This window comes from Zestomonas insulae, from assembly GCF_016901015.1.
Taxonomy (GTDB): domain Bacteria; phylum Pseudomonadota; class Gammaproteobacteria; order Pseudomonadales; family Pseudomonadaceae; genus Aquipseudomonas; species Aquipseudomonas insulae.
Map to the genome: position 1 here is coordinate 217,634 of NZ_JAFEUP010000005.1, position 25,370 is coordinate 243,003.

The 25,370-nt window shown below is 67.7% G+C and carries 22 protein-coding genes; 14 read left to right on the top strand and 8 right to left on the bottom strand.

Translation table 11 applies throughout. The annotated features are described in order from the left end of the window. The first annotated feature begins 120 nt into the window (after nucleotides 1-120). From JQX08_RS16885 to JQX08_RS16900, 4 genes are all read left to right on the top strand, one after another. Complete coding sequence (locus JQX08_RS16885) at nucleotides 121-1,599, top strand: DUF1254 domain-containing protein (RefSeq protein WP_205349581.1); 1,479 nt, start codon at nucleotides 121-123, stop codon at nucleotides 1,597-1,599. A gap of 73 nt (nucleotides 1,600-1,672) precedes the next feature. After that, nucleotides 1,673-2,155, top strand: coding sequence for a hypothetical protein (locus JQX08_RS16890; RefSeq protein ID WP_205349582.1), 483 nt, complete (start codon nucleotides 1,673-1,675; stop codon nucleotides 2,153-2,155). Nucleotides 2,156-2,208: 53 nt separating this feature from the next. Beyond that, entirely contained in the window at nucleotides 2,209-4,290 is a 2,082-nt protein-coding gene (locus tag JQX08_RS16895; RefSeq protein WP_205349583.1) for a molybdopterin-dependent oxidoreductase, read from the top strand. Nucleotides 4,291-4,415: 125 nt separating this feature from the next. Continuing rightward, entirely contained in the window at nucleotides 4,416-5,405 is a 990-nt protein-coding gene (locus JQX08_RS16900) for a hydrolase (RefSeq protein WP_205349584.1), read from the top strand. Nucleotides 5,406-5,474: 69 nt separating this feature from the next. On the opposite strand, the gene JQX08_RS16905 is transcribed toward JQX08_RS16900, so the two are convergent. Beyond that, entirely contained in the window at nucleotides 5,475-6,140 is a 666-nt protein-coding gene (locus JQX08_RS16905; protein ID WP_205349585.1) for a TetR/AcrR family transcriptional regulator, read from the bottom strand. A gap of 222 nt (nucleotides 6,141-6,362) precedes the next feature. Here JQX08_RS16905 and JQX08_RS16910 point away from each other — a divergent pair, with 222 nt between their 5' ends. The 7 genes from JQX08_RS16910 to ggt all read left to right on the top strand — a co-directional run bounded on the left by JQX08_RS16910 (nucleotide 6,363) and on the right by ggt (nucleotide 13,413). Next, complete coding sequence (locus JQX08_RS16910; protein WP_205349586.1) at nucleotides 6,363-7,793, top strand: coniferyl aldehyde dehydrogenase; 1,431 nt, start codon at nucleotides 6,363-6,365, stop codon at nucleotides 7,791-7,793. 61 nt (nucleotides 7,794-7,854) lie between these two features. Further along, a complete protein-coding gene (locus JQX08_RS16915; RefSeq protein ID WP_205349587.1) occupies nucleotides 7,855-8,400 on the top strand; it encodes a twin-arginine translocation pathway signal protein in 546 nt (181 codons plus the stop codon). 186 nt (nucleotides 8,401-8,586) lie between these two features. Beyond that, complete coding sequence (locus tag JQX08_RS16920) at nucleotides 8,587-10,179, top strand: GMC family oxidoreductase (protein WP_205349588.1); 1,593 nt, start codon at nucleotides 8,587-8,589, stop codon at nucleotides 10,177-10,179. A gap of 15 nt (nucleotides 10,180-10,194) precedes the next feature. Next, a complete protein-coding gene (locus JQX08_RS16925; RefSeq protein WP_205349589.1) occupies nucleotides 10,195-10,566 on the top strand; it encodes a phosphopantetheine adenylyltransferase in 372 nt (123 codons plus the stop codon). A gap of 97 nt (nucleotides 10,567-10,663) precedes the next feature. Beyond that, nucleotides 10,664-11,143: a pantetheine-phosphate adenylyltransferase gene (gene coaD, locus JQX08_RS16930; RefSeq protein WP_205349590.1), complete on the top strand. Its 480-nt coding sequence runs from the start codon at nucleotides 10,664-10,666 to the stop codon at nucleotides 11,141-11,143. 101 nt (nucleotides 11,144-11,244) lie between these two features. Beyond that, on the top strand, nucleotides 11,245-11,496 hold the full coding sequence (locus JQX08_RS16935) for a YfhL family 4Fe-4S dicluster ferredoxin (protein WP_205349591.1): 252 nt from the start codon (nucleotides 11,245-11,247) through the stop codon (nucleotides 11,494-11,496). Between the two features lie 186 nt (nucleotides 11,497-11,682). Next, nucleotides 11,683-13,413, top strand: a complete 1,731-nt coding sequence (gene ggt / locus JQX08_RS16940; RefSeq protein WP_205349592.1) for a gamma-glutamyltransferase — start codon at nucleotides 11,683-11,685, stop codon at nucleotides 13,411-13,413. A 4-nt stretch (nucleotides 13,414-13,417) separates the two neighbouring features. Here the strand turns inward: ggt and JQX08_RS16945 are convergent, their stop codons facing one another. The 5 genes from JQX08_RS16945 to JQX08_RS16965 form a co-directional block, all read right to left on the bottom strand. Then, entirely contained in the window at nucleotides 13,418-15,259 is a 1,842-nt protein-coding gene (locus JQX08_RS16945; RefSeq protein ID WP_205349593.1) for a Na/Pi cotransporter family protein, read from the bottom strand. 98 nt (nucleotides 15,260-15,357) lie between these two features. Continuing rightward, entirely contained in the window at nucleotides 15,358-15,723 is a 366-nt protein-coding gene (locus JQX08_RS16950; RefSeq protein ID WP_205349594.1) for a multidrug transporter, read from the bottom strand. 84 nt (nucleotides 15,724-15,807) lie between these two features. Continuing rightward, a complete protein-coding gene (locus JQX08_RS16955) occupies nucleotides 15,808-16,332 on the bottom strand; it encodes a lysophospholipid acyltransferase family protein (protein ID WP_205349879.1) in 525 nt (174 codons plus the stop codon). 125 nt (nucleotides 16,333-16,457) lie between these two features. After that, nucleotides 16,458-17,270, bottom strand: a complete 813-nt coding sequence (gene mutM, locus JQX08_RS16960) for a bifunctional DNA-formamidopyrimidine glycosylase/DNA-(apurinic or apyrimidinic site) lyase (protein ID WP_205349595.1) — start codon at nucleotides 17,268-17,270, stop codon at nucleotides 16,458-16,460. A 5-nt stretch (nucleotides 17,271-17,275) separates the two neighbouring features. Further along, the gene (locus JQX08_RS16965) at nucleotides 17,276-18,142 is read right to left on the bottom strand and encodes an HDOD domain-containing protein (RefSeq protein WP_239482216.1); all 867 of its coding nucleotides are present in this window, start codon (nucleotides 18,140-18,142) and stop codon (nucleotides 17,276-17,278) included. Between the two features lie 155 nt (nucleotides 18,143-18,297). Here JQX08_RS16965 and JQX08_RS16970 point away from each other — a divergent pair, with 155 nt between their 5' ends. Beyond that, entirely contained in the window at nucleotides 18,298-18,837 is a 540-nt protein-coding gene (locus tag JQX08_RS16970) for a type 1 glutamine amidotransferase domain-containing protein (protein WP_205349596.1), read from the top strand. 65 nt (nucleotides 18,838-18,902) lie between these two features. After that, on the top strand, nucleotides 18,903-20,099 hold the full coding sequence (locus JQX08_RS16975; protein WP_205349597.1) for a class I SAM-dependent rRNA methyltransferase: 1,197 nt from the start codon (nucleotides 18,903-18,905) through the stop codon (nucleotides 20,097-20,099). 222 nt (nucleotides 20,100-20,321) lie between these two features. Here JQX08_RS16975 and JQX08_RS16980 read toward each other — a convergent pair whose 3' ends face one another. After that, a complete protein-coding gene (locus tag JQX08_RS16980; protein ID WP_346727604.1) occupies nucleotides 20,322-21,677 on the bottom strand; it encodes a sigma-54-dependent transcriptional regulator in 1,356 nt (451 codons plus the stop codon). An 8-nt stretch (nucleotides 21,678-21,685) separates the two neighbouring features. Then, the gene (locus JQX08_RS16985) at nucleotides 21,686-23,521 is read right to left on the bottom strand and encodes a sensor histidine kinase (protein ID WP_205349599.1); all 1,836 of its coding nucleotides are present in this window, start codon (nucleotides 23,519-23,521) and stop codon (nucleotides 21,686-21,688) included. 251 nt (nucleotides 23,522-23,772) lie between these two features. Here JQX08_RS16985 and JQX08_RS16990 point away from each other — a divergent pair, with 251 nt between their 5' ends. Then, nucleotides 23,773-25,113 carry a dicarboxylate/amino acid:cation symporter gene (locus JQX08_RS16990; RefSeq protein WP_205349600.1) on the top strand — a complete coding sequence of 447 codons (1,341 nt, stop codon included), beginning with the start codon at nucleotides 23,773-23,775 and terminating at the stop codon, nucleotides 25,111-25,113. The last annotated feature ends 257 nt before the right edge of the window (nucleotides 25,114-25,370 follow it).

Genomic DNA, 25,370 nt, shown 5'->3' on the forward strand with positions numbered 1-25,370 from the left:
TACCCACGCCGTAGGCCGACGAAAGGCCTGCGTGACGACGTGCGCAGCAGCGCCTACGCCGCCTACACCCCATTGAGAGAACGATTCGTCCACCTGCGAAACCAGTCGAGGGAGAGAGAGATGCTACGAACATCCAAGACGATTGCCCTGGCGCTACCGCTCGGGCTTGCCGCCCTGCTCGGCACTGCCACCCCCACCTTCGCCCAGACCGAAACGACCGCCGCCCAGGCCACCGCCCTGCCGCCCGGCCCGGACGCCAACACCCGGATCACCGAATCCTACGCCCGCCTGGTGGCGCGCGACGCCTGGTTCTGGGCCTGGCCGATGGTCAACATGTACAACCGTCGCCTGGCCTACGCCAAGGCACCCGAGCAGGGCCTGATCGGCGGCACGTTGCCGCTGGCGCCACACAATCGCCTGACCATGCTCAGCGACTACATCCAGCCGGAGCAGCGCTCCATCGCCTGCCCGAACCAGGATGTGGTGTACGGCGCCGGCTACCTGGCCCTCGACGTCAGTCCGGTGGTGATCCAGGTGCCGGACTTCGGCAAGCGCTTCTGGGTCTATCAATTCTCCGACCTGCGTACCGACAGCATCACCGGCCTGGGCTCGATGCATGGCACCCAGCCCGGTTTTTACCTGGCCGTCGGGCCGGATTGGCAAGGCGAGGTGCCGAAAGGCATCACTCAGGTGATCCGCACCCACTCGAATGCCGCGTTCGTCGGCCCGCGCGTCTTCCAGGACGACACTCCAGAGGACAAGAAAGCCGTGCAGGAGGTGATTCAGGGCATCAACGTCTACCCGCTCGCCGAGTACGACGGCACCCTGAAACGCATCGACTGGCGCAAGCTGCCGATCTTCCCCAAACGGGCTGACGGCGCGGGCGAAACCCGCTGGGTACGCCCCGATGCTTTCTTCGATCAACTGCCAGCAGTGCTCGACCTGGCGCCAGCGCAGGCCGGCGAAGAGGCCCGCTACGCACAAGTGCGCGCGGTGATCGCCGCCGCGCAGAAAGATCCGGCGCTGAAGCAGGCGATGATCGACGAGGCGGAAAAAGCCGATCGGGAGCTGGTCGATCCGCTGCTGCAGTTCCGCAACTGGGGCGTGCCGCTGCCGCATCACTGGACCACCATCAACAACGGCGCGCGCTTCGGTACCGACTACTTCACCCGCACCGCGGTGGCCCGCTCGAACATCCTGGTCAACGCGCCGAGCGAGACCAAGTATTTCTATCAGGACCTGGATGGCGCTGGAGCCCGCCTCAATGGCGCGCAGGCCTATACCGTCACCTTCGCCAAGGGCCAAGTGCCGCCGGTGAAGGGCTTCTGGTCGCTGACGGTGTATGACGCGGCGCACTTCTTCGTGCCCAACCCGCTTAAACGCTATTCGCTGGGCACCAAGAACAAGGATCTGAAGACCAATGCCGACGGTTCGCTGACCCTTTACGTGCAGGCCGAGTCGCCCGGCGCGGACAAGCAAAGCAACTGGCTGCCCGCGCCGAAGGATGCGGACTTCTCACTGTTCCTGCGCGCCTACTGGCCGGAAGAGGCCATTGTCCAGGGGCGCTGGACCCCGCCGGCGGTCGAGACAGCGCAATGATCCGCGCCTTGGGCAACTGACCGGCCCGCAGCCACACCACACAACAAATACAAGAAAAAGCCGAGGAGAAATCATGAGCACCGATTACCAACAGTACCTGAGCAGCGTTTTTGCCGAAGAAGTCGAGGGTGAAGCGTTCTTCACCGGCTTGTCGCAACGCGCCGCGGACCCGGAGCACCAACGCAAGTGGCAGGTGCTCGCCCAACTGGAAACCCAAACCAAGGAGCGCATCCGCGACGCCATGCGCGAGCTGGACATCGAGGTGAGCGAGCAACGCCATAACGTCGAACGCGGTGCGCAACTGGCCGAGCAATTTTCCCGCCTGCCGTGGCTGGAGTTTCTGACCGCATTCCAGCCGTCCTTGAAAAAGTTCGTGGCGCAATACAGCGCCGGCGAAAAGCTGGCTACCGAAGACGGCCGCGAACGCACCCTGCTGCGCTACATCACCCACCATGAGCAGGCCCTGCTGGCCTTCGTGGTGCGCGAGCTGGAAGGGCGCGGCGAGGAATCGCTGGACGCGATCCAGGCGCTGCTGGACAAGCCGCTCCACGGTTAATCAAGGCCGCAATCGTCCGCCCCTCGCGTCTTGGATTTTTTGGAGATCCGCCAGTGACTGCTTCCATCGTTCGCGCGGCTTGTCCGCATGACTGTCCCGACACCTGCGCGATGCTGATCACCGTGCAGGACGGGGTCGCCACCGAAGTGCGCGGCGACCCCGAGCACCCCACCACCGGCGGCGCGCTGTGTACCAAGGTGGCGCGTTACCTCCAGCGTACCTATCACGCGGATCGCCTGCTGTACCCGATGAAGCGGATCGGCAAAAAGGGTGAAGGCCAGTTCGAGCGCATCAGCTGGGACGAGGCACTCGACACCATTGCCGCGCGCCTCACCGAGATCGCCGCACGCGCGCCGCAGGCCATCCTGCCGTACAGCTACGCCGGCACCATGGGCCTGGTGCAGGGCGACTCGATGTCCGCACGGTTCTTCCACAAGATCGGCGCCTCCTACCTGGATCGCACCATCTGCAGCACCGCCGGCAGCGTCGGCTACGCCTACAGCATTGGCGCGCAGCTGGGCACCGATGTCGAACAGTTCGAGCATTCGAAACTGATCCTGATCTGGGGCGGCAACCCGATCGCCTCCAACCTGCACTTCTGGACCCGTGTGCAGCAAGCCAAGCGGCGCGGCGCCAAGCTCATCGCCATCGATCCGTACCGCTCGCTCACCGCGGAAAAATGCCACCAGCACATTGCCCTGCTGCCGGGCACCGACGCGGCGCTGGCACTCGGCATGATGCATGTGCTGATCGCCGAAGATCTGCTGGATGAGGACTACATCGCCGAGCACACGCTGGGCTTTGACCAGTTGAAGGAACGCGTGCAGGACTGGACCCCGGAGCGCACCGCGCAAACCTGCGGCATCAGCGCCGAGGAGGTGCTGCAACTGGCGCGCGAATATGGCGCCACCGCCCAGCGCGGCGATGCCGTGGCGATCCGCCTCAATTACGGCCTGCAGCGCGTGCGCGGCGGCGGCATGGCGGTGCGCAACATCGCCTGCCTGCCAGCCCTGGTCGGCGCCTGGCGGCAGGCGGCGGGCGGCGTGCTGCTGGCCTCGGCGGACGCCTTCCCGGTCAATAACCGGGCCCTGCAGCGTTCCGACCTGCGTACCGGTGGGCGACCACGCACCCTCAACATGAGCACCATCGGCGACAACCTGCTGCGCGAGACGTCGCCCGAGTTCGGCCCCAAGGTCGAGGCGCTGATCGTCTACAACTCCAACCCGGTCGCGGTGGCGCCGGAGTCGCCGAAAGTCGCCGAGGGCTTCGCCCGCGACGACCTGTTCACCGTGGTGCTCGAGCATTTCCAGACCGACACCGCCGACTACGCGGACATCCTCCTGCCGGCCACCACCCAGCTGGAGCACGTCGACGTGCACATGGCCTACGGGCACCACTACATGCTGGCCAACAACGCGGCCATCGCCCCGCTCGGCGAAGCCAAGCCGAACGCGGAAATCTTCCGCCTGCTGGCGGCCCGCATGGGTTTCGACGATCCGTGCTTCCAGGAAAGCGACGACCAGATCGCCGCCCAGGCGTTCAAGAAACAGGATGTGCGCGCCCAGCATTTCGACTGGGAAACGCTCAAGCTGGTCGGCTGGCAGAAGATGAACGTGCCGGATGCGCCGTTTGCCAACGGCGGCTTCCCGACGCCGTCGGGCAAGTGCGAGTTCTTCTCCGCGCGCATGCAGGCTGCCGGCCTCGACCCGCTGCCGACCTTCATCGCCCCCTACGAATCGGTGGCGAGCAACCCGGAGCTGGCGCAGCAGTATCCGCTGGCGATGATCTCGCCGCCGGCGCGCAATTTCATGAACAGCACCTTCGTCAATGTGCAGAGCCTGCGCAGCACCGAAGGCGAGCCGCACCTGGACATCCATCCGAGCGATGCGGCCACGCGTGGCATCGAGGACGGCCAGCGGGTACGCATCTACAACGACCGCGGTTCCTTCGAGGCCAAGGCACGGGTCAGCGACCGCGCGCGGCCGGGGCTGGTGGTGGGCCTGTCGATCTGGTGGAAGAAGTTCGCCGAGGATGGCAAGAACGCCAACGAAGTCACTAGCCAGCGGGTCACCGACATGGGCAACGGCGCGACCTTCTACGACGTGCTGGTGCAAGTGGAGAAGTGCCCGACTTGAAGTGAGCAGCTCGGCTGAATGTCTGCCCGGCGACCGTCGGGCATTCGGCCAGCCAATGGTGCTTCAGCTTTTCCCGCAAAGGCTCTAGCCTCGGCATAGACCGATCCAACGAGCCAAGCCCACCCATGTCCACCCCCTACCAACCCGCCTGGTGGCTACCCGGCCCGCACCTGCAAACCCTCTGGGCGCCGTTCCTGCGCGCGGCCCCGCGCCTGCAGCGCCAGCGCCAGCGCGAGCGGCTGTGGCTGGCCGATGGCGACTTCCTCGACCTCGACTGGCACGGCCCGCACGAGGCCGCGGCGCCGCTGGTGCTGGTGCTGCACGGGCTGACCGGCTCCTCCGACTCGCATTACGTGCTCGGTCTGCAGCAGCGTCTGGCCGCGCAGGGCTGGGCCAGCGCGGCGCTGAACTGGCGCGGCTGCTCGGGCGAGCCGAACCTGCTGCCGCGCGGCTACCACTCCGGGGTCAGCGAGGACCTGGTGGCCGCCATCGCCCACCTGCGCGCCTGCCGGCCGCTGGCGCCGCTGTATGCGGTGGGCTATTCGCTGGGTGGCAACGTGCTGCTCAAGCACCTCGGTGAGAGCGGTGCGGACTGCGGCCTGCGCGGCGCGGTGGCGGTGTCGGTGCCGTTCCGCCTTGACCACTGCGCCGACCGCATCGGCATCGGCTTCTCGCGGGTCTACCAGCGGCATTTCATGAGCGAGATGGTCGCCTACGTGCGGCGCAAGCAGCAGCGCTTCCAGCAGCTGCGCGAGGACAGCCACCTGGCCACGTTGCAGCGCCTCGGGCCGCTGGACGGCATGCGCACCTTCTGGGATTTCGACGGGCGCATCACCGCGCCGCTGCACGGCTTCAGCGATGCCGACGACTACTACCGGCGCGCCTCGTGCCGCTACTACCTGGGCGGCATCCGCGTGCCGACCCTGCTGATCCAGTCCGCCGACGACCCCTTCGTGTTCCGCCACAGCCTGCCGGAGGCCAGCGAACTGGCGCCGGGCGTGGACTTCGAGCTGCACGCCCACGGCGGCCACGTCGGCTTCATCGACGGCTCGCCGCGCCAGCCCGGCTACTACCTGGAACGGCGCATTCCGCAGTGGCTCGGCACCCAGGCCTAGCAACCGGGGTGAGTAGGATGGGTTGAGCAGCGCAGCGACGATACCCATCTCCTACGAGACGACGCACGCTTAGGGCGTGATGATCTGCTCCAGCGGCACATAGAGTCTGGCGTACAGCGCCTGCACCGCCGCCTCGGCGTCCGGCGTCAGGTAGCCGCCTTCCAGCGCCAGCACCTGGTAGATGCCGCGGCGCAGCATCTCCTCGCTGAGGTCGCCGGGATCGCCGCGGGTGGTGCACAGGAAGCGCACCCAGGAGGTCATGATGATCCAGCTGTTGAGGGTCAGCGCCTCGATCTGCGCGGCGCTCATGCGCAGGATGCCGACCTCGGCGAAGGCCTGGTAGATCGCCGTGGCATGGCTCAGGCAGCGCTGGGCGAATTGCCGGTAGCGCGCCGCCAGCTCGGGATCGCTCTCCAGCAGGTGCTCGAGGTCGCGGTGCATGAAGCGGAACTGCCACATCGCGGCGAGCAGCGCCTCGAGGTAGAAGGTCTTGTCTTCCACCGTCATCGGCCGCCCCTCAGGCACCCGCAGCACCACGTCGACCCGCGATTCGTACTGGCTGAACAGCTCGGCGATGATCGCCTGCTTGTTGCGGAAGTGGTAGTACAGGTTGCCCGGCGACATGCCTAGGTGCGCGGCGATGTGGTTGGTGGTGACGTTGCGTTCGCCCTGGGTGTTGAACAGCTCCAGGCTGGCTTGGACGATGCGCTCTCGGGTCTTGATCTGGGCGGCCATAGGCGTGCTTCTGTACGGAAATACGGCGATTCGGAGAGGGCGGCAAAGGTACCGCTTCTCAGCGTTGGGGTGTTACTCCCGGAAGCGCGCGGCACTGTCGCCCACCGTTCGTTGGGCTGCCAGATGTCGCGCAGACCGGCATCCTGTTTGACACATTAGAGTAATTGCTCTAAAAATCCAGCAGCCCAACAACAATCCGACGGTCCACCGAGGAGCCGCGCCATGGTTGCCGATATCGCCTACCTGCAGCAGAACCAGCAGCAGATCAATCAGCTGGACGAGCAGTTCCAACGCCAGCGCGCTGCGTTCCGCGCCAACCCGATGCCCAGCGCCGAGCAGCGCATCCAGTGGCTGCAGTCGCTGCGCCAGCTGCTCAAGAGCGAACAGCAGGCGCTGATCAATGCGATCTCCAGCGATTTCAGCAACCGTTCGGCCGACGAGACCCTGCTCGCCGAGCTGATGCCGAGCATGCTCGGCATCCACTACGCCAGCAAACGCATCAAGAAGTGGATGAAGCCGTCCAAGCGCGCGGTCGGCGTGGCGTTCCAGCCGGCCAGCGCCAAGGTCATCTACCAGCCGCTCGGCGTGGTCGGGGTGATCGTGCCGTGGAACTACCCGCTGTTCCTCGCCGTCGGTCCGCTGGTCGGCGCGCTGTCCGCCGGTAACCGGGTGATGATCAAGATGAGCGAGTCGACCCCGGCCACCTCGCTGCTGTTCAAGCAGCTGATGGCGAAGATCTTCCCCGAGGACCTGGTCAGCGTGGTCCTCGGCGAGGCGGAAGTCGGCATGGCCTTCTCCAAGCTGCCGTTCGATCACCTGCTGTTCACCGGCGCCACCAGCATCGGCAAGCACGTGATGCGTGCCGCCGCGGAAAACCTCACCCCGGTGACCCTCGAGCTGGGCGGCAAGTCGCCGGCCATCGTTTCCGCCGACGTGCCGCTGGCCGACGCCGCCGAGCGCATCGCCTTCGGCAAGACGGTCAACGCCGGGCAGACCTGCGTGGCACCCGACTACGTGCTGGTGCCCAAGGACCGCGTCGACGGCTTCGTCGAGGCCTACCGCCAGGCGGTGCAGGGCTTCTACCCGCAGCTCACCGACAACCCGGACTACACCGCGATCATCAACGAGCGCCAGGTGCAGCGCCTGCAGAGCTACCTGAGCGATGCCGAGGGCAAGGGCGCCAAGCTGGTGCCGTTGTACCCGCAGGCCCAGGGCCGCCGCCTGCCACACACCCTGGTGCTGAACGTCAACGACGACATGAAGCTGATGCAGGACGAGATCTTCGGCCCGCTGCTGCCGGTGGTGCCCTACGAGCGTCTCGACGAGGCGCTGGCCTACATCAACGACCGCCCGCGGCCGCTGGCGCTGTACTACTTCGGCTACGACAAGCGCGAGCAGGCACATGTCCTCGAGCAGACCCACTCCGGCGGCGTGTGCCTCAACGACACCCTGCTGCACGTGGCGCAGGACGACATGCCGTTCGGCGGTGTCGGCCCATCGGGCATGGGCCACTACCACGGCCACGAAGGCTTCCTGACTTTCAGCAAGGCCAAGGGCGTGCTGGTCAAGCAGCGCTTCAACGCCGCCAAGACCATCTACCCGCCGTACGGCAAGGCCTTGCAGAAGCTGGTCTTCAAGATGTTCATCCGCTAAGGAACAACCGGCGGGCGCCGGCCGGCGCCCGCGTTTTCGCTCATCACTGGTGAATACAACAATGACAGACACCACTCTCGCCGCGCCCGGCCTGTCGCGACGCGGCCTGCTCAAGGTCGGCCTGCTCGGCACGGCGGTCCTCGCCACCGCCGGGCTCACCGCCAGCCTCAGCGGCTGCTCGGCCAGCACCCCGGCCAACGGCTTCACGGTGCTGCGCGACTCCGACCTGCCGTTCCTCCGCGCGCTGATCCCGGTGATGCTCACCGGCGCGGTCAAGGCCGAGCAGCTGCCGCAGGCCGTGCAGGGCACCCTGAGCAGCCTCGACGCCAGCCTCAACCACGTCTCCCCGGCGCTGCTCAAGCAGACCCAGCAGCTCTTCGACCTGCTCGCCCTGCCGGTCACCCGCGGGCCGCTGACCGGCGTGTGGGGCAGCTGGGAGAACGCCTCCGCCGCCGACCTGCAGGCCTTCCTGAATCGCTGGGAGCACAGCTCGATCGGCCTGCTGCGCCAGGGCCACGCCGCCCTGCTGCAACTGGTGATGATGGCCTGGTACGGCCGCCCGGAATCCTGGGCGCACTGCGGCTATCCCGGCCCGCCGACCGTCTGACGCCGCCCCACCCCTATAAGAGCCTGTTTAATATCTTCTGAATTAGAGCCAGACAAGGCAAAAGTGGCCGAAAAAGCGCAGTTTACGAGGTGTAAATGAGCAATTTGAGGCCACTTTTAACGCGGTCTGGTCGCGAGTCAGGAGATCGTAAACAGGTTCCAAGAAGAATCTGCCTGAGAGCCCACCATGCCCGTACCTGATCTGTTCCGCGACGGCCTCGCCCGCGGCTGGAAAACCCACAACGGCTCGCGCCTGGACAGCGACCTGACCCTCGAGGCGGACGTCGCCATCGTCGGCAGCGGCGCGGGCGGTGGCACCACCGCGGAGATTCTCAGCGCCGCCGGCTTCAAGGTGCTGCTGATCGAGGAAGGGCCGCTGAAGACCAGCTCCGACTTCAAGATGCAGGAGGCCGAGGCCTACCCGAGCCTGTACCAGGAAGGCATCGGGCGGATGAGCAAGGACGGCGCCATCACCATCCTCCAGGGCCGCGCGGTGGGTGGCACCACGCTGGTCAACTGGACCTCGAGCTTCCGCACCCCGGAGCCGACCCTCGAACACTGGGCCAAGGAACACAACGTCAAGGGTCACGGCGTCGCCGAGATGGCCCCGTGGTTCGAGAAGATGGAACAGCGCCTCGGCGTGGCACCCTGGGTGATCCCGCCGAACCCCAACAACGACGTAATCCGCAGCGGCTGCGAGAAGCTCGGCCTGCACTGGAAGGTCATCCCGCGCAACGTGCGCGGCTGCTGGAACCTCGGCTACTGCGGAATGGGCTGCCCGACCAACGCCAAGCAGTCGATGCTGGTCACCACCATCCCGGCGACCCTCGACAAGGGCGGCGAGCTGCTCTACCTGGCGCGCGCCGAACGCCTGCTGCTGGATGGCGACAAGGTCAGCGGCATCGAGTGCCTGGGCCTCGACGAACGCTGCGTGGCGCCGACCGGGCGCAAGATCACCGTCAAGGCCAAGCACTACGTGCTCGCCGGCGGCGGCATCAACAGCCCGGCACTGCTGCTCCGCTCGCAGGCGCCGGACCCGCACCAGCGCGTCGGCAAGCGCACCTTCCTGCACGTGGTGAACTTCTCCGCGGGGCTGTTCGAGCAGGTCATCAACCCATTCTACGGCGCGCCGCAGTCGATTTATTCCGACCACTTCCAGTGGGACGACGGCGCCACCGGGCGGATGTCCTACAAGCTCGAGGTACCACCGCTGCAACCGGCGCTGACCAGCACCCTGCTCGGCCGCTTCGGCGTCGACAATGCGCTGCGCATGGAGCAGCTGCCGCACACCAACGTGATCCTCGCGCTGATGCGTGACGGCTTCCACCCGGACAGCGCCGAAGGCACGGTGGAACTGCGCGACGACGGCAGCCCGGTGCTCGACTACCGGATGACCGACTACACCTGGGACGGGGTGCGCCGCGCCTTCCACACCATGGCCGAGATCCAGTTCGCCGCCGGCGCCAAGGCGGTGATGCCGCTGCACAACGACGCCGGTTACGTGAAGAGCCTCGGCGAGGCCAAGCAGGTGATCGACGGCCTGTCGCTGGAGCTGTACCGCACCCGCCTGGGCAGCGCCCACGTGATGGGCGGCTGCGCCATGGGCGAGGACGCCAAGCTGGCGGTGACCGATAGCCTCGGCCGCCATCACCAGCTGCAGAACCTGTCGATCCACGACGGCTCGCTGTTCCCCACCAGCATCGGCGCCAACCCGCAGCTGTCGGTATACGGGCTGACCGCGCAGCTGGCCAGCGCGCTGGCCGAGCGCCTGAAAAGCTGATTCTCGGAGGCCCCCATGGAGCGCCTGCTCTGCGTCCTGCTGCTGATCGCCGGCATCATCCACCTGCTGCCGCTGAGCGGCGTGCTCGGCGCCGAGCGGCTCGCCGCGCTGTACGGCCTGGATTTCCGCGAACCCAATCTGCTCCTGCTGATGCGCAGCCGCGCCGTGCTGTTCGGCCTGCTCGGCGCGCTGCTGGTCTACGCGGCGTTCCAGCGCAGCCTGCAGCCACTGGCGATCCTCGGCGGGCTGCTCAGCGTCAGCAGCTTCCTGCTCCTCGCCTGGCTCAGTCCCGGCTACAACGAAGCGCTGCGCCGCGTGGTGCTGGCCGACTGGGTGGCGCTGGCCTGCCTGCTGCTGGCCGTGCCGCTGTACTGCTTGCGGCGCTGAGCCGATTGGCGGAAACACCGCTTCCGCCACGGCTTGGCCGCTGGCGCCCGGCTGCGCTACCATCCGACTCCCCCAGGGACTCCGCCAGGACGTCACGATGAATCGAGTGCTTTACCCCGGTACCTTCGACCCGATCACCAAGGGTCATGGCGATCTGATCGAACGCGCCGCACGGCTGTTCGACACGGTGATCATTGCGGTCGCCGCCAGCCCGAAGAAGAACCCGCTGTTCCCCCTGGAACAACGCGTCGAGCTGGCCCGCGAAGTCACCAAGCACCTGCCCAACGTCGAAGTGGTGGGCTTTTCCAGCCTGCTCGCGCACTTCGTCAAGGAGCAGAACGCCAACGTGTTCCTGCGTGGCCTGCGTGCGGTCTCCGACTTCGAGTACGAGTTCCAGCTGGCCAACATGAACCGCCAGCTGGCGCCGGATGTGGAAAGCATGTTCCTCACCCCGTCGGAGAAGTACTCCTTCATCTCCTCGACCCTGGTGCGCGAGATCGCCGCACTGGGCGGCGACATCACCAAGTTCGTCCATCCGGCGGTGGCCGAAGCGCTGACCAAGCGCTTCCAGGGCTAGTCCGCACGGCGGGCCCGGCGTGCAAGCCGGGCCCCGATACGGCACAATTCACACATTGTGTACCGGTTGCCCGGCCCCAGCGGCCAGGCAGGAGTTGTTCGATGTCCCTGAAAATCACCGACGACTGCATCAACTGCGACGTCTGCGAACCCGAATGCCCGAACGCGGCGATCTCCCAGGGTGAGGAGATCTACGTGATCGACCCCAACCTGTGCACCGAGTGCGTCGGCCACTACGACGAGCCGCAGTGCCAGCAGGTCTGCCCGGTCGACTGCATCCCGCTCGACGACGCGCACGTCGAGAGCAAGGACGAGCTGCTGGAGAAGTACCGCAAGCTCACCGGCAAGGCCTGATTGGCCGCCCCCCCGCTTGCGCAGCGCTTTGTTGTAGGAGCGAATTCATTCGCGATAGCCGGCCAGCTCGAGACGCTCCCTTTCGCGAATAAATTCGCGCCTACATAAACGGCTACACCTCCCAACTTCACCCTCACGAAGTCCTCATCGACCATACTGCAACGACCTGCCCGTTACGGATCGACGATGAAAGTCCTCTGCGCGCTGTTCCTCCTGCTGCTGACCACCGCCACCACCTGGGCCGCCGAGGCACCGGGCAAAGCCGCGGTGGCCACCGCCCATCCGGCGGCCACGGTGGCCGGCCTGGAAGCGCTGAGCAGCGGCGGCAATGCCTTCGACGCGGCGGTGGCCATCGCCGCCGCCCTGGCGGTTGCCGAGCCCTACGGCTCCGGCCTCGGCGGCGGGGGCTTCTTCCTCCTGCGCCAGGCCGGTTCGCCACCCAGCTACCGTTTCATCGACGCCCGCGAACGCGCGCCGCAGGCCGCCCACGCCGACCTCTACGTGCGCCAGGGCAAGGTGGTGCGCGAACTGTCGCTGAACGGCCCGCTGGCCGCGGCGATTCCCGGCCTGCCGGCCGGCCTGGTGCACCTCTCGTCGCGCTACGGCAAGCTGCCGCTGATCGACAGCCTCGGCCCGGCGATCCGCCTGGCCCGCGACGGCGTGTCGATCGACCGGGTGTACCGCGAGCGCGCCCTCGCCCGCATGGAGGCGCTGCGCGCCGACCCGGAAAGCGCGCGGCTGTTTCTCGACAATGGCGAGGTCCCCGAGCAGTGGGGCTTCCTGCACCAGCCGCAGCTGGCGCGCACCCTCGAACGCCTGGGTCGCTACGGGCGCAGCGGCTTCTATGAAGGCGAAACGGCGCAGAAGCTGGTGAAGGGCGTGCGCGCCGCCGGCGGCATCTGGACCCTCGCCGACCTGGCCAGCTACAAGGTGGTGGAACGCGCGCCGCTGCGCTTCGCCCTCGCCGACGGCCGCGAGCTGATCGGCGCGCCGCCGCCCTCGGCCGGTGGCGTGGCCCTGGCGCAAAGCCTGGCGATGCTCGAGCAGCTGCCCTGGCGTGAGGCCGACCGCGTGCAGCGCGCCCACTACGTGATCGAAAGCCTGCGCCGCGCCTACCGCGACCGCGGCCTGCTCGGCGACCCCGACTTCGTCGCCAACCCGCTGCCGCAACTGCTCGCCCCCGACTACCTCAAGCGCCTGGCCGCCAGCATCGACGCCCAGCGCGCCACGCCGAGCAGCGCACTGCCCGGCGCCCCGGCCTGGCACGAGGGCGACCACACCACCCACTTCGCGGTGATCGACCGCGACGGCAACGCAGTGGCCGCCACCCTGTCGGTCAACCTGCCGTTCGGCGCGGCCTTCACCGTGCCGGGCACCGGGGTGCTGCTCAATGACGAGATGGACGACTTCGCCGCCGAGCCGCAGGGCGTCAACGCCTATGGCCTGAGCGGCAGCCAGCCGAACCTGATCGCCGGTGGCAAGCGGCCGCTGTCGAGCATGAGCCCGAGCTTCATCGAGAGCGCCGAGCAGCTCGCGGTGTTCGGCACCCCCGGCGGCAGCCGCATTCCGAGCATGGTGCTGCTGGCCATGCTCGCCTACCTCGACGGCCAGCCGACCAGCCAGTGGCCGGTGCTCGCGCGCTACCACCATCAGTACCTGCCCGACGTGGTGCAGTACGAACCGGGCACCTTCAGCGTCGCCGAAACCCAGGCCCTCAGCCAACGCGGCTACACCCTGGAGAAGCTGACCAACCGCTACGGCAACCTGCAGGCGCTGCGCTGGGACAAGCGCAGCGGCGACCTGGAAGCCGCCAGCGACCCGCGCGGCATCGGCGAGGCCAGCGTGCTGCTGTCCTGGCCGCCGACCACCAGCGCGCCGGCACGCACCGCCCCCGCGGCCCCCGCCGCACGCCCCTGAGGGCTCAGCGCGGCTCGACCAGAATCGACGCCTCGATTCCCGACTCGATGCGCCGCAGCGCGCGCAGTGGCTCCTGGCCCTCGCCGAGCAGCAGCACGTTGCGCAGGCTCTGGAAGATGCGGCTGACGTAGCCGAGGTCGTTCATCAGCGAGCTGGTCTGCAGGCCGTCCAGTTCGCGCAGGCGCACCTGGGCGAACAGCCGATCGCGGAACGCCGCGTCGAACGCCGCGGCCTGCTCGTCGATGCGCTGCAGCTGGGCATTCCAGGCCTCGTCGCTGAGCCCGCTGCGGCCCAACTCGTAGACCTCGTGGAGCAGCACCAGCAGCTGCCGACGCAGCTCGACGTAGGCCTGGCGCACGGTCGACGGCGGCTCGCGCAGGTAGTGGCCGAGGTTCTTCTGCAGGTGCTTGGCGTCCTTCACCGCATCCACCAGCTGCAGCGCGGCGACCTGGCAGGCCACCCAGAACGCGCGGTGCGCCTCGTCGAGCGGCACGTCGAGGCGGCCCATGAAGCTCAGCAGGTCACCGTACACGCCCTTGATGTGCCGCTGATAGAGCGCCTCGGCGTCGAGGCTGTGGTCCTCCGGCGGAGCCTGCAGCAGGGCCTCGTCGCCGCGCACCTTGCCGAGCTGGTCGACCGGCAGGTACAGCGCGTGGCAGATCACCTCCAGGCTCAGCCGGCCGAGATGGCGCAGCTCCTGGACCACCGCGCCGGCGGCGGCGTCGGCGGAGTCCAGCGCGCGTTCGTTGAGGTAGCGCGCGCGGGTGCGTTCCGGCTCGCGCGGGTCGGCGGCCAGTTCGGTGATCAGCACCTGCGGCTCAGGGCGGTCCGGCAGCCAGCGCGTCAGCCATTGCGCCAGGCGCGCCTGCCAGGGCCAGAACAGCAGCACGCCACCGGCGTTGAACAGGGTGTGGAACAGCGCCAGCTGCAGCAGGCTGTTGTCGCCGATGCCGACCTGCGCGGTCAGCCACTTCACCAGCCAGGTCAGCGGCGCCAGCAACAGCAGGGTCAGGCTGGCGGTGACCACGTTGAACAGCACGTGCGCCAGCGCCAGACGCTGGCCGCTGCGGTTGCCGCCGAGCGAGCCGACCACCGCGGTGCTGACGCTGCTGCCGACGTTGGAGCCGATGGCGATGGCCAGCGCCTGAACCAGCTCCAGCTGCCCGCCGGCCAGCGCGGCGAGGGTCAGCATCAGCGCCGCATGGCTGGACTGCACCACCACGGTCACCAGCAGGCCGACCGCGGTGAACAGCAGCGCGCCGGCCACCCCGTCGAGCCGGTACTGGCTCAGGTCGAGCTCGCCGCCGAAGGCCGAGAAGCCCTCCTTGATCTGGTCGATGCCGAGGAAGATGAACGCCACGCCCAGCACGATGCGCCCGGCCGCCTTGCTCTTTGCCCCGTTGAACGCGGCGAGCACGCCGAGCACCAGCAATGGCAGGGCCAGCGGACTGAGGCTGAGGTTCTGCCCGGCCAGCGCCAGCAGCCAGATGCCGCTGGTGGCGCCGAGGTTGGCGCCGAACAGGATGGCAATGCCGCCGGCCAGCTGGATCAGCCCGGTGCTGATGAAGGCGATGGTCAGCAGCGACACCAGGGTGCTCGACTGCAACAGCATGGTGCCGCCGATGCCGAACAGCAGCGCCTTGCCCGGCGTCGCGGTGCTGCTGCCAAGCAACTGCTCGAGCTTGCTGCCGGCCAACTGGCGCAGGCCCTCTTCCAGGCACTGCATGCCGAACAGGAACAGCGCCAGCCCGGCGCACAGCTGCAGCCAGCCGGCACTGGCCCAGAACGAGTAACACAGCCCTGTCGCGAGCAGGGCCACCAGAATGATGCGCGAATACTGCTTCACGTCCCTGCTCCCTGCAGCTGCGGCTCAGCCCTGAGCATAGCGGACATGAAAAAGCCCCTGGCGCTGGTGCGGCAGGGGCTTCGTGGAGCCGGGGGAGCTTAGTAGCTGCTGCTCGCCTGGTAACTGTCGCCGTGCTGGTAGCCGCTGATGGTGCAGCCCAGGCAGCGCACGAAGGCCTCTTTGCCCGGATCGACCACCAGTGCCTGGCCGGCTTCCTTGATGTTGCCACCCAGCGCGCTGAACGGCAGGCTGACCACGAACAGCCCGGCGCCGATGATGGTGCCGGCGATCAGCAGCGGACGGGCAATCAGCAGGTCGCCGACCATCGCGTAGGCCGGTGGCGCGTCTGCGGTGTAGAACGGATCGCCACTGGTGTTCTGCACACCTTGTTGCGCCTGCGCCGGCAACGCCAGCAGGCCAGTGGTCAGAGCCAGGACAACAGCGGTTGCACGGAACAGGTTCATGGAAGCGGTCCTTCGAGTTGGTTTTATTGGATGGCAGTGCCGATAACTATAACAGCGCCTTGGCAGATGTCAGCGTGATCGCCATCAATCGCCGTGAAAGGCGTACTGCGGCTTTTTCGGCGGAAACTCGCGGTAGAACGCCAGCATCTGCCGCAGGTCGGCGGCCTCGTCACCGCTCGGGGTGAACGGCGGCCCGAGCACGATGCGCCGCTGCACATAGTCGAGCGCCGCCAGCACCACCGGCACCTCGGCGCCGCGGGCGATGTGGTAGAAGCCCATCTTCCAGCGCTCGACCTTGCTGCGCGTGCCTTCCGGGGAGATCACCAGCATGAACTGGCGCTGCTCGCGGAACTGCTGCACCGCCTGCTCGACCATGTTGCCCTGGCGGTCGCGACGGATCGGCACGCCACCCCAGCGCTGCAGCAGCGCGCCGAACGGCCAGCAAAAGATGCTGTGCTTGGCGAACCAGCGGGCGTTCAGGCGCAGCACGAACTTGGCGGCGAGAAACAGCACGAAGTCCCAGTTGGAGGTGTGGTGCGCGCCGATCACCACGAACTTGTCGAGCGGCGGCAGCGCGCCTTCGATGCGCCAGCCGAGCAGTTTGAGCATGCTGTGGCCGACCCATTCGGCGAAGGGGTTGGGAGGCAGGTAGTTGGAGTTGTCCACGATCTTGTTCTTGTCGGTTGAAGTGAATACGCGAGGCGCGGCGCAGGACCGCGTCTCGAGGGAGGTTCTCAGCGCTGGCAGCGCGGGCAGTAGACGCTGGCGCGCTGGCCCAGTTTGACCTCGCGCAGGGTGCTGCCGCAGCTCTTGCAGAACTCGCCGCCGCGCCCGTAGACGAACAGCTCCTGCTGGAAATAGCCGGGCTGGCCGTCGCCGCCGACGAAGTCGCGCAGCGTGGTGCCGCCGCGTTCGATGGCATGCGCGAGGATGCGCTTGATATCCAGCGCCAGCTGCAGATAGCGCGCCCGCGAGATCGAGCCGGCGGCGCGGCGCGGGTCGATGCCGGCGGCGAACAGCGCCTCGCTGGCGTAGATGTTGCCCACCCCGACCACCACCGCGTTGTCCATGATGAACGGTTTGACCGCGACCTGTTTGCCGCGCGACAGCTGGTACAGGCGCTCGCCGTCGAACAGCGCGCCGAGCGGCTCGGGGCCGAGGCGCACGAGCAGTTCGTGGTTGAGCGGGTCTTGGCTCCACAGCAACGCACCGAAGCGTCGCGGATCGGTGTAGCGCAGCGCCAGGCCGGACTCCAGCTCGATGTCGACGTGCTCGTGCTTGGCCGCCGGCAACCCCTGCTCGACCAGCCGCAAACTGCCGGACATGCCCAGGTGGCTGATCAGTGTGCCGACCTCGGCGCCGATCAGCAGGTACTTGGCGCGCCGTTCGACGCTGACGATGCGCTGCCCGGACAGGCGCACATCGAGGTCCTCGGGGATCGGCCAGCGCAGGCGGCGCTCGCGCACCACCACGCGACTGACCCGCTGGCCCTTGAGGTAGGGCTCGATGCCGCGGCGGGTGGTTTCGACTTCTGGGAGTTCAGGCATGGGGATCAGTAACGGCCGAGGTCGCGGATGCTTTCCTTGAGGTTGTCGAAGTCGTAGCCGGACAGGCCGACGTATTCCAGCACCGGCGCGCGCAGGGTTTCCCACTCGAGGTCGACTTCCTGGTCGGCCAGCACGCGGTACGACTCGCAGATGTGCTCGGCCATCTTGAGGATCGCCAGCAGGTTCTTCAGCGAGATATCGCGCGATGAATCGTCGGTGAACAGCGACAGGCAGTTGTGGTGACTGGCGATCGCCTCGCAGAGGTGCTGCGGCAGGTTCCACGACTTCGCCGTGAAGTAGCCGACCACCGCATGGTTGGTGTTCAGCAGGCGGTTCTCGGTGTCGACGATGCGCCGCTCGTCACTGGCACTGGCGTAGGACTCTTCGAGCACCGTCATGTAGTTGGGGAAGCGCTTGAGCATCAGCGGGATGCCGCAGTTGTGAAACAGGCCGAGGGTGTAGGCCTCGTCGACCGCCTCGCAACCGATGCGCTTGGCCAGGGTCAGGCAGGTCATCGCCACGTCCTGGGCGTTGTCCCAGAAGCGGTTGAGGGTGACGATGGTCTCGTCGCTCATCTCGCCCTTGATCGACAGCGCGTTGATCATGTTGATCACCGAGCGGCTGCCGAGCAGGTTGACCGCGCGCTGGATCGAACTGACCTTGTTGGCCAGGCCGAAGTACGGCGAGTTGACGATCTTCAGCAGTGCCCCGGACAGCCCCGGGTCCTGGCCGATCAGGCGGGCAATCGCCTTGAGGTCGGGATTGGGCATGACCTGCTCCATCTGCAGGTCGACCATGATCTGCGGCTGCGGCGGCACGCTGATGCCCTGCAGCACTTGTTGAATCTGTTCCGCGGAGATTTCCTGGCTCATAACGACTGCTCAACGTTGAGCGCGCAGTGTAACCCGCACGCGATTCGGCCGGCATGGCCGTGCCGGCCAGCGGTGGAAAAACAGGCTGAAACTTTATCGGCGGCTGCGGTCGGAAATTCAGTAAGCCCCCGCATTCGTCCGATGGAGCCGCCGCCATGAGCCTTTCCCTGCACGGTAAACGCGTCGCCCTGCTGGTCACCGACGGCTTCGAGCAGGTCGAGATGACCGCCCCACGGCACGCCCTCCAGCAGGCCGGCGCGCGCACCACGCTGCTGTCCGCCGAACTCGGCCAGGTGCAGGGCTGGAACCACCTGCAACCGGGCGAACAGTTCGCCGTCGACGCGACCTTCGACCAGGCGCGCATCGTCGACTACGACGCGCTGGTGCTGCCCGGCGGGGTGGTCAACGCCGACAGCATCCGCCGCCTGCCCGGCGCGCTGCGCCTGGTGCAGGCGGCGGATAAGGCCGGCAAGCCGATCGCGGTGATCTGCCACGGCGCCTGGCTGCTGGTCTCCGCCGGGCTGCTCAAGGGCCGCACGCTGACCAGTTGGCCGTCGCTGCAGGACGACATCCGCAACGCCGGCGGCCACTGGCAGGACCAGGTGGTGGTGCGCGACGGCACGCTGCTCAGCAGCCGCAAACCGGACGACCTGCCGGCCTTCAACCAGGCCCTGCTGGAGCTGCTCGCCGCCTGACCGGCCGGCGCCAGCGCGGCGGCGCACTGGGCTATACTCGCGCGCTATTTTTCCGGAGCGTCGCCATGACCCTGCCCAGCCTGCGCCTCAAAGCCAATGCCGACCGCCGCCTGCGCGCCGGCCACCTGTGGATCTACAGCAACGAGATCGACGTCGCCGCCACCCCGCTGGCGGCGTTCCAGGCCGGCGACCAGGCGATCCTCGAGGCCGCCGGCGGCAAGCCGCTGGGCATCGTCGGCATCAGCCCGAACAACCTGATCTGCGCGCGCCTGCTGTCGCGCGACCTCAAGCACGTACTCGACAAGTCGCTGCTGGTGCACCGCCTCAACGTCGCTCTGAGCCTGCGCGAGCGGCTGTTCGACCAGCCGTGCTACCGCCTGGTGTACGGCGACTCCGACCTGCTGCCGGGCCTGGTGGTCGACCGCTTCTTCGACATCCTGGTGGTGCAGCTCGCCTCGGCGACCATGGAACGCCACAAGGACGACGTGCTCGCCGCGCTGATCCAGGTCCTCCAGCCGCGCGGCATCCTGCTCAAGAACGACTCCGCGGCGCGCGACGCCGAGGGCCTCGAGCGCTACGTCGAGACCGCCTTCGGCGTGGTTCCCGAGTGGGTCGCGCTGGAAGAGAACGGCGTGAAGTTCGAGGCGCCGGTGGTCGGCGGGCAGAAGACCGGCTGGTTCTACGACCACCGCATGAACCGCGCACGCCTGGCGCCCTACGTGCAGGGCAAGCGCGTGCTCGACCTGTTCAGCTACATCGGCGGCTGGGGCGTGCAGGCCGCGGCGTTCGGCGCCAGTGAAGTGTTCTGCGTCGACGGCTCGGCGCTGGCCCTCGACGGCGTCGAGCGCAACGCCACCCTCAACGGCGTGGCCGAGCAGGTCACTTGCATCGAAGGCGACGTGTTCGAGGCGCTCAAGGAGCTGAAGGCCGCCGAGGAGCGCTTCGACGTGGTGATCGCCGACCCACCCGCGTTCATCAAGCGCAAGAAGGACCTGAAGAACGGTGAGGCGGCCTACCGGCGTCTCAACGAACAGGCCATGCGCCTGCTCAGCAAGGACGGCATCCTGGTCAGCGCCAGCTGCTCGATGCACCTGCCGGAAGACGACCTGCAGAACATCCTGCTGTCCAGCGCGCGCCACCTCGACCGCAACATCCAGCTGCTCGAACGCGGCGGTCAGGGCCCGGACCACCCGGTGCACCCGGCGATCCCGGAGACGCGCTACATCAAGAGCCTGACCGTGCGTTTGCTGCCTAACGCCTGACGGCGCATCGCGGGGTGGATGGCGCCTTATCCATCCACCACCGAGATGGCCCCCCGGTGGAAAACGCTGCGCGGTTTTCCACCCTACTCACCATTCGCGGCCATGGGCCGCTCCTACATGGTCGGCGCCGGCCTGTGTAGGAGCGAATTCATTCGCGATTCCGCCCCTCCGCCATCGCGAATGAATTCGCTCCTACCGCCGTCAGCATTCCGCACTGACGGCCTACTCGCCATCCTTGCGCGCCGCATACTCGGCGCGGTCGATGCCGTGGCGGGCCAGCTTGTCGTAGAAGGTCTTGCGCGGGATACCCAGCGCTTCCAGGCTGGCGCGCACGTCGCCGGCGTTGGCGGCCAGCGCCTGGCGGATCAGTTCGGCTTCGTAGGCTTCCAGGCGTTCCGGCAAGCTGGCTTCCACCGCCGCCAGCGGCAGCGCCGCGCTGGGTGCCTCGCTGGGATTGAGGCCGAGCACGCAGCGTTCGGCGAAATGCGCCAGCTCGCGCACGTTGCCCGGCCAATCGTGCTGGAACAGCTGACGGCGCAGGTCGGCGGTCAGCTCCGGGGCACCGAGCTTGAAGCGCGCCGCGGCGCGCTGACTGAAATGCGCGAACAGCAGCGGGATGTCCTCCTTGCGCTCGCGCAGCGGCGGGATGCTCAGGGTCACCACGTTCAGCCGGTAGTACAGGTCCTCGCGGAAATCGCCGCGCTGCGCCGGGTCGCCGAGGTCGATCTTCGCCGCCGCGACCACCCGCAGGTCCAGCGCGCGGTGCTCGTTGCTGCCCAGCGGCACCACCTCGCGCTGTTCGAGCACGCGCAGCAGGCGCACCTGCGCCGCCGCCGGCATGCTCTCGATCTCGTCGAGGAACAGCGTGCCGCCACTGGAATGCTCGATGCGGCCGATGCGTTTCTTCTGCGCGCCGGTGAAAGCGCCGGCCTCGTGACCGAACAGCTCGCTCTCGATCATGGTCTCCGGCAGCGCGCCGCAATTCACCGCGACGAAGTGCCCGCGGCTGCGCCGGCTCCAGTCGTGCAGCAGGCGCGCCACCACCTCCTTGCCGCTGCCGGTCTCGCCGGCGATCAGCACGTCGACGTCGGTGTCGGCGATGTGCCGCAAAGTACGGCGCAGGTGCTGCATGGCCGGGGTCTGGCCGAGCAGCGGCAGGCTCTCCTCGGCGCTCTCGGCGGCCAGCCGCAGGGCGCGATTCTCCAGCACCAGGCGGCGCTTCTCGGCGGCGCGCGCCACGCTCTGTACCAGACGCTCGGCGCCGTAGGGCTTGGCGATGAAGTCGTAGGCGCCGTTGTGCAGCGCTTCCACCGCCATGGGGATGTCGCCATGCCCGGTGATGAGGATCACCGGCAGGTCGGGATCCAGCGCCTTGAGACGGGCGAACAATTCCAGGCCGTCGATGCGCGGCATGCGCACGTCGCTGACCACCACCCCGGCAAAGTCGCGATCCAGGGCGGCCAGCGCACTCTCCGCGTCGGCGAACGGCAGCACCTCGAAGCCAGCCAGTTCCAGGCTCTGCTGGTTGGCGGCACGCAGCTCGGCATCGTCGTCGACGAAGGCCACGGGGGGGCGAATTTCCATGCTTAGACGGCCTTCTGCAAATACACGGTGAAACGGGTTCCGGCGACGCTGCTGGCAACTTCGATACGCCCGCCGAACTCGCCGATGATGTCCTTGGAGATCACCAGGCCGAGGCCCAGACCGCCTTCCTTGGAGGTGTTGAAGGGGGTGAACAGCGCCGCCATGATCGCCTCGGGAATGCCGCCGCCGTTGTCGCTGACGATCAGCGCCACACCCTCTTCCTGCTCGCTGACGCTGACTTCGACGCGCCCGTCCGGATGGTTCTCCACCGCCTCCAAAGCGTTCTGCAGCAGGTTGATCAGCACCTGTTCGAGGCGAATGCGCGTGCCCATCACGCGCAACTCGGCCGCCGGCTTAACCACGTCGATGCGCCCGTAGCGCTGGCGGAAGCGGCTGCCGAGCAATAGCAGCGCGCCGTCGATGACTTCCACCAAAGGGATCGGCTCGATCGCCCGCTGGCCCTTGCGGGAGAAGCTGCGCAGCTCGTCGGTGATGGTGCCGATGCGTTCGGTGAGGCTGGCGATCTGTTCCAGGTTGCGCCCGGCCTGCTCGCCGTTGTCGCGGCTGAGGAAGGTCCGCGCGTTGTCGGCGTAGCTGCGGATCGCCGCCACCGGCTGGTTGATCTCGTGCGCCACGCCGGCGGCGACCTGCCCGAGGATCGCCAGGCGGTTGGCCTGCACCAGCTCCTGCTGCACCGACTGCAGGCTGGCCTCGGCCTTCAGGCGTTCGTCGATCTGCTCCTGCAACTCGTCGCGTGCGCGACTCAGCTGCTGGGTGCGCTCGATCACCCGGCGCTCCAGTTCCAGGCGCGCCTGCTCCTGCTCGGTGGCGCGCTGAATCGCCTTCTGCCGGCGGTAGAGGACGAACGCGGCGAGGCCGAGCAGCAGGCCGAGGCCGAACAGCGCCAGGCTGCGACTCTCGCGCATCGCCCCCTGCACCGCCTGGGCGGTCGGCACCAGCAGGTTGAGGCGCCAGCCGGTGGCCGGCACCGCAGTGCTGACGCGCAGGAACTCGGCCGGCGCGGCGGCGCCCGGCAGCTGCGCGCGCACCACATCCGGCTCGCCTTGCGGGGTGCGCGGCTCGATCGGCAGCGGCGCCAGCGAGGCGTCGCCGAACTGCAGGCTCTCGCGGATCGCCCCCTGCTGCTCGGCGGCCACCGGCGCCAGGGTCATGAAGCGCCACGCCGGGCGGCTGGTGATCAGCACGATGCCGCGCGTGTCGGTGACGTAGCTGCTGTCGTCGGCGCGCTGCCAGTCGTGCTCGACGTCGTCGAACTCGAGCTTGACCACCACCACGCCGAGCATCCCCGCCGGCCCCTCGACGCGCCGCGAGATGTACAGCCCGGGGCGCTTGCTGACGCTGCCCAGCGCGTAGTGCTCGGCGCTGCCTTCGGCGGCGGCCTGGCGGTAGTAGGCGCGGAAGTCGTAGCGGCTGCCGACGAAGCTGGTCGGCTCGCGCCAGTTGCTCGACGCCACGGCCAGGCCGCCGGCGTCCAGCAGGTAGATCACCGAGGCGCGCGTGCCGGCCAGCAGGCTCTCGAACTTCTGGTCGATGCGCCGCAGCGCGGCGGCGTTGCGCGACACCAGGGCATCGCGGATGTCGCGGTCCTGGGCCAGCACGAAGGGCAGCGAGCGCTGCTTCTCCAGCACGGTGCGCAGCACCACGCTGTTGAGGTCGGCATCGCGACGCGCGCGTTCGGCGAGTTCGTCGTAGGCCTGGCGGCGGCCGTGCTCGCCGGCCAGCCACAGGCTCAGCACGGCGAGCAGCACGGCGAACAGGCCGAACAGCCACCAGGCGCGTCGGCGCCCGTGCCGGGTACTCGGGTCGAATCCGCTCATGCGCCTGCCGCCGTGGATGGGGGAAGGAAAGTCTGCGCCGAATTCCGCACACAGCTCAACTGCCCTGTGCGGATATTCGCCCAAACGCCCCGACAAAGCAGTCTTCCTGACGAATACTTATCGTTATTTATCAATCAGTTATGTGATTAGCGCAAAGCTGGCGCGCGGCTTGCTCTGGGCTTGGGCAACGAAGTCTGCGGCTTCGTCACCGTTCGACTACCTGGGCCTGGCAGGCCCCCGGAGATATAACAATGAGCCCTGTGCAACTCGCTGCCGACCTTCCGCCGGCCAAGAAAGCGCCTCTCTACACCCACCTGTACTTCCAGGTCCTGCTGGCCATTTTCATCGGCATCCTGCTCGGGCATTTCTACCCGCAGCTCGGGGAAGCGATGAAGCCGCTCGGCGATGCCTTCATCAAGCTGGTGAAGATGATCATCGCCCCGGTGATCTTCCTGACCATCGCCACCGGCATCGCCGGGATGAGCGACATGAAGAAGGTCGGTCGCGTCGCCGGCAAGGCGATGCTGTACTTCCTGACCTTCTCGACGCTGGCCCTGGTGGTCGGCCTGGTGGTCGGCAACGTGGTGCAGCCGGGCGCCGGCATGCACATCAGCGCCGCCTCGCTGGATCCCAAGGCGGTCGCCGATTTCGCCGCCAAGGCGCATGAGCAGAGCATCGTCGGCTTCCTCAGCAACATCATCCCGACCACCATCGTCGGCGCCTTCGCCTCCGGCGACATCCTCCAGGTGCTGTTCTTCTCGGTGCTGTTCGGCATCGCCCTGGCGCTGGTCGGCGACAAGGGCACCCCGGTGGTGAACTTCCTCCAGGCCCTGGTCGCGCCGGTGTTCAAGCTGGTGGCGATCCTCATGAAAGCCGCACCGATCGGCGCGTTCGGCGCCATGGCCTTCACCATCGGCAAGTACGGCATTGGCTCGGTGGCCAACCTCGCCATGCTGATCGCCACCTTCTACCTCACCGCGCTGCTGTTCGTGGTCGTGGTGCTCGGTGCGGTGGCGCGCTACAACGGCTTCTCGATCTTCGCGCTGATCCGCTACATCAAGGAAGAACTGCTGCTGGTGCTCGGCACCAGCTCCTCGGAAGCGGCGCTGCCGACCCTCATGGACAAGATGGAGAAGGCCGGCTGCAAGCGCTCGGTGGTCGGCCTGGTGATCCCCACCGGCTACTCGTTCAACCTCGACGGCACCAACATCTACATGACCCTGGCCGCGCTGTTCATCGCCCAGGCCACCGACACGCCGCTGGCGCTGAGCGACCAGATCCTCCTCCTGCTGGTCGCCATGCTCAGCTCCAAGGGCGCAGCGGGCATCACCGGCGCCGGCTTCATCACCCTCGCCGCGACCCTCTCGGTGGTGCCGGCGGTGCCGGTCGCCGGCATGGCGCTGATCCTCGGCATCGACCGCTTCATGTCCGAGTGCCGCGCACTGACCAACCTGGTCGGTAACGCCGTAGCGACCATCGTCGTGGCGCGCTGGGAAGGCGAGCTGGACAAGGACCAACTGGCCCACGCCATGCGCCGCCCGGCCGCGCTGCCGGCCACCCCGGTCAACGCCGCGCTGTCGCAAGCGGCCTGACCCCTCCCTCGCCCTACCGCCAACGCCCGACTCGCTCGGGCGTTGTGCTGTCTGGCTTGCCGACCGCCAGCCTTTCCCCGGTGGCCGCCGGCGGCGTAGAATCGGGCTATCTCTCGCCAATCATCCTCCGGCGGGCTTGTGAGCCCGGGCGGTGCGGACGGTGATCCCGTCTCGACCAACGCCCCTCGTGTCGCGCGACGATCCACCGCCGACCCGCTCGCAACACATCAATGCTTCCCTGATTAGCCGCAGGAAAC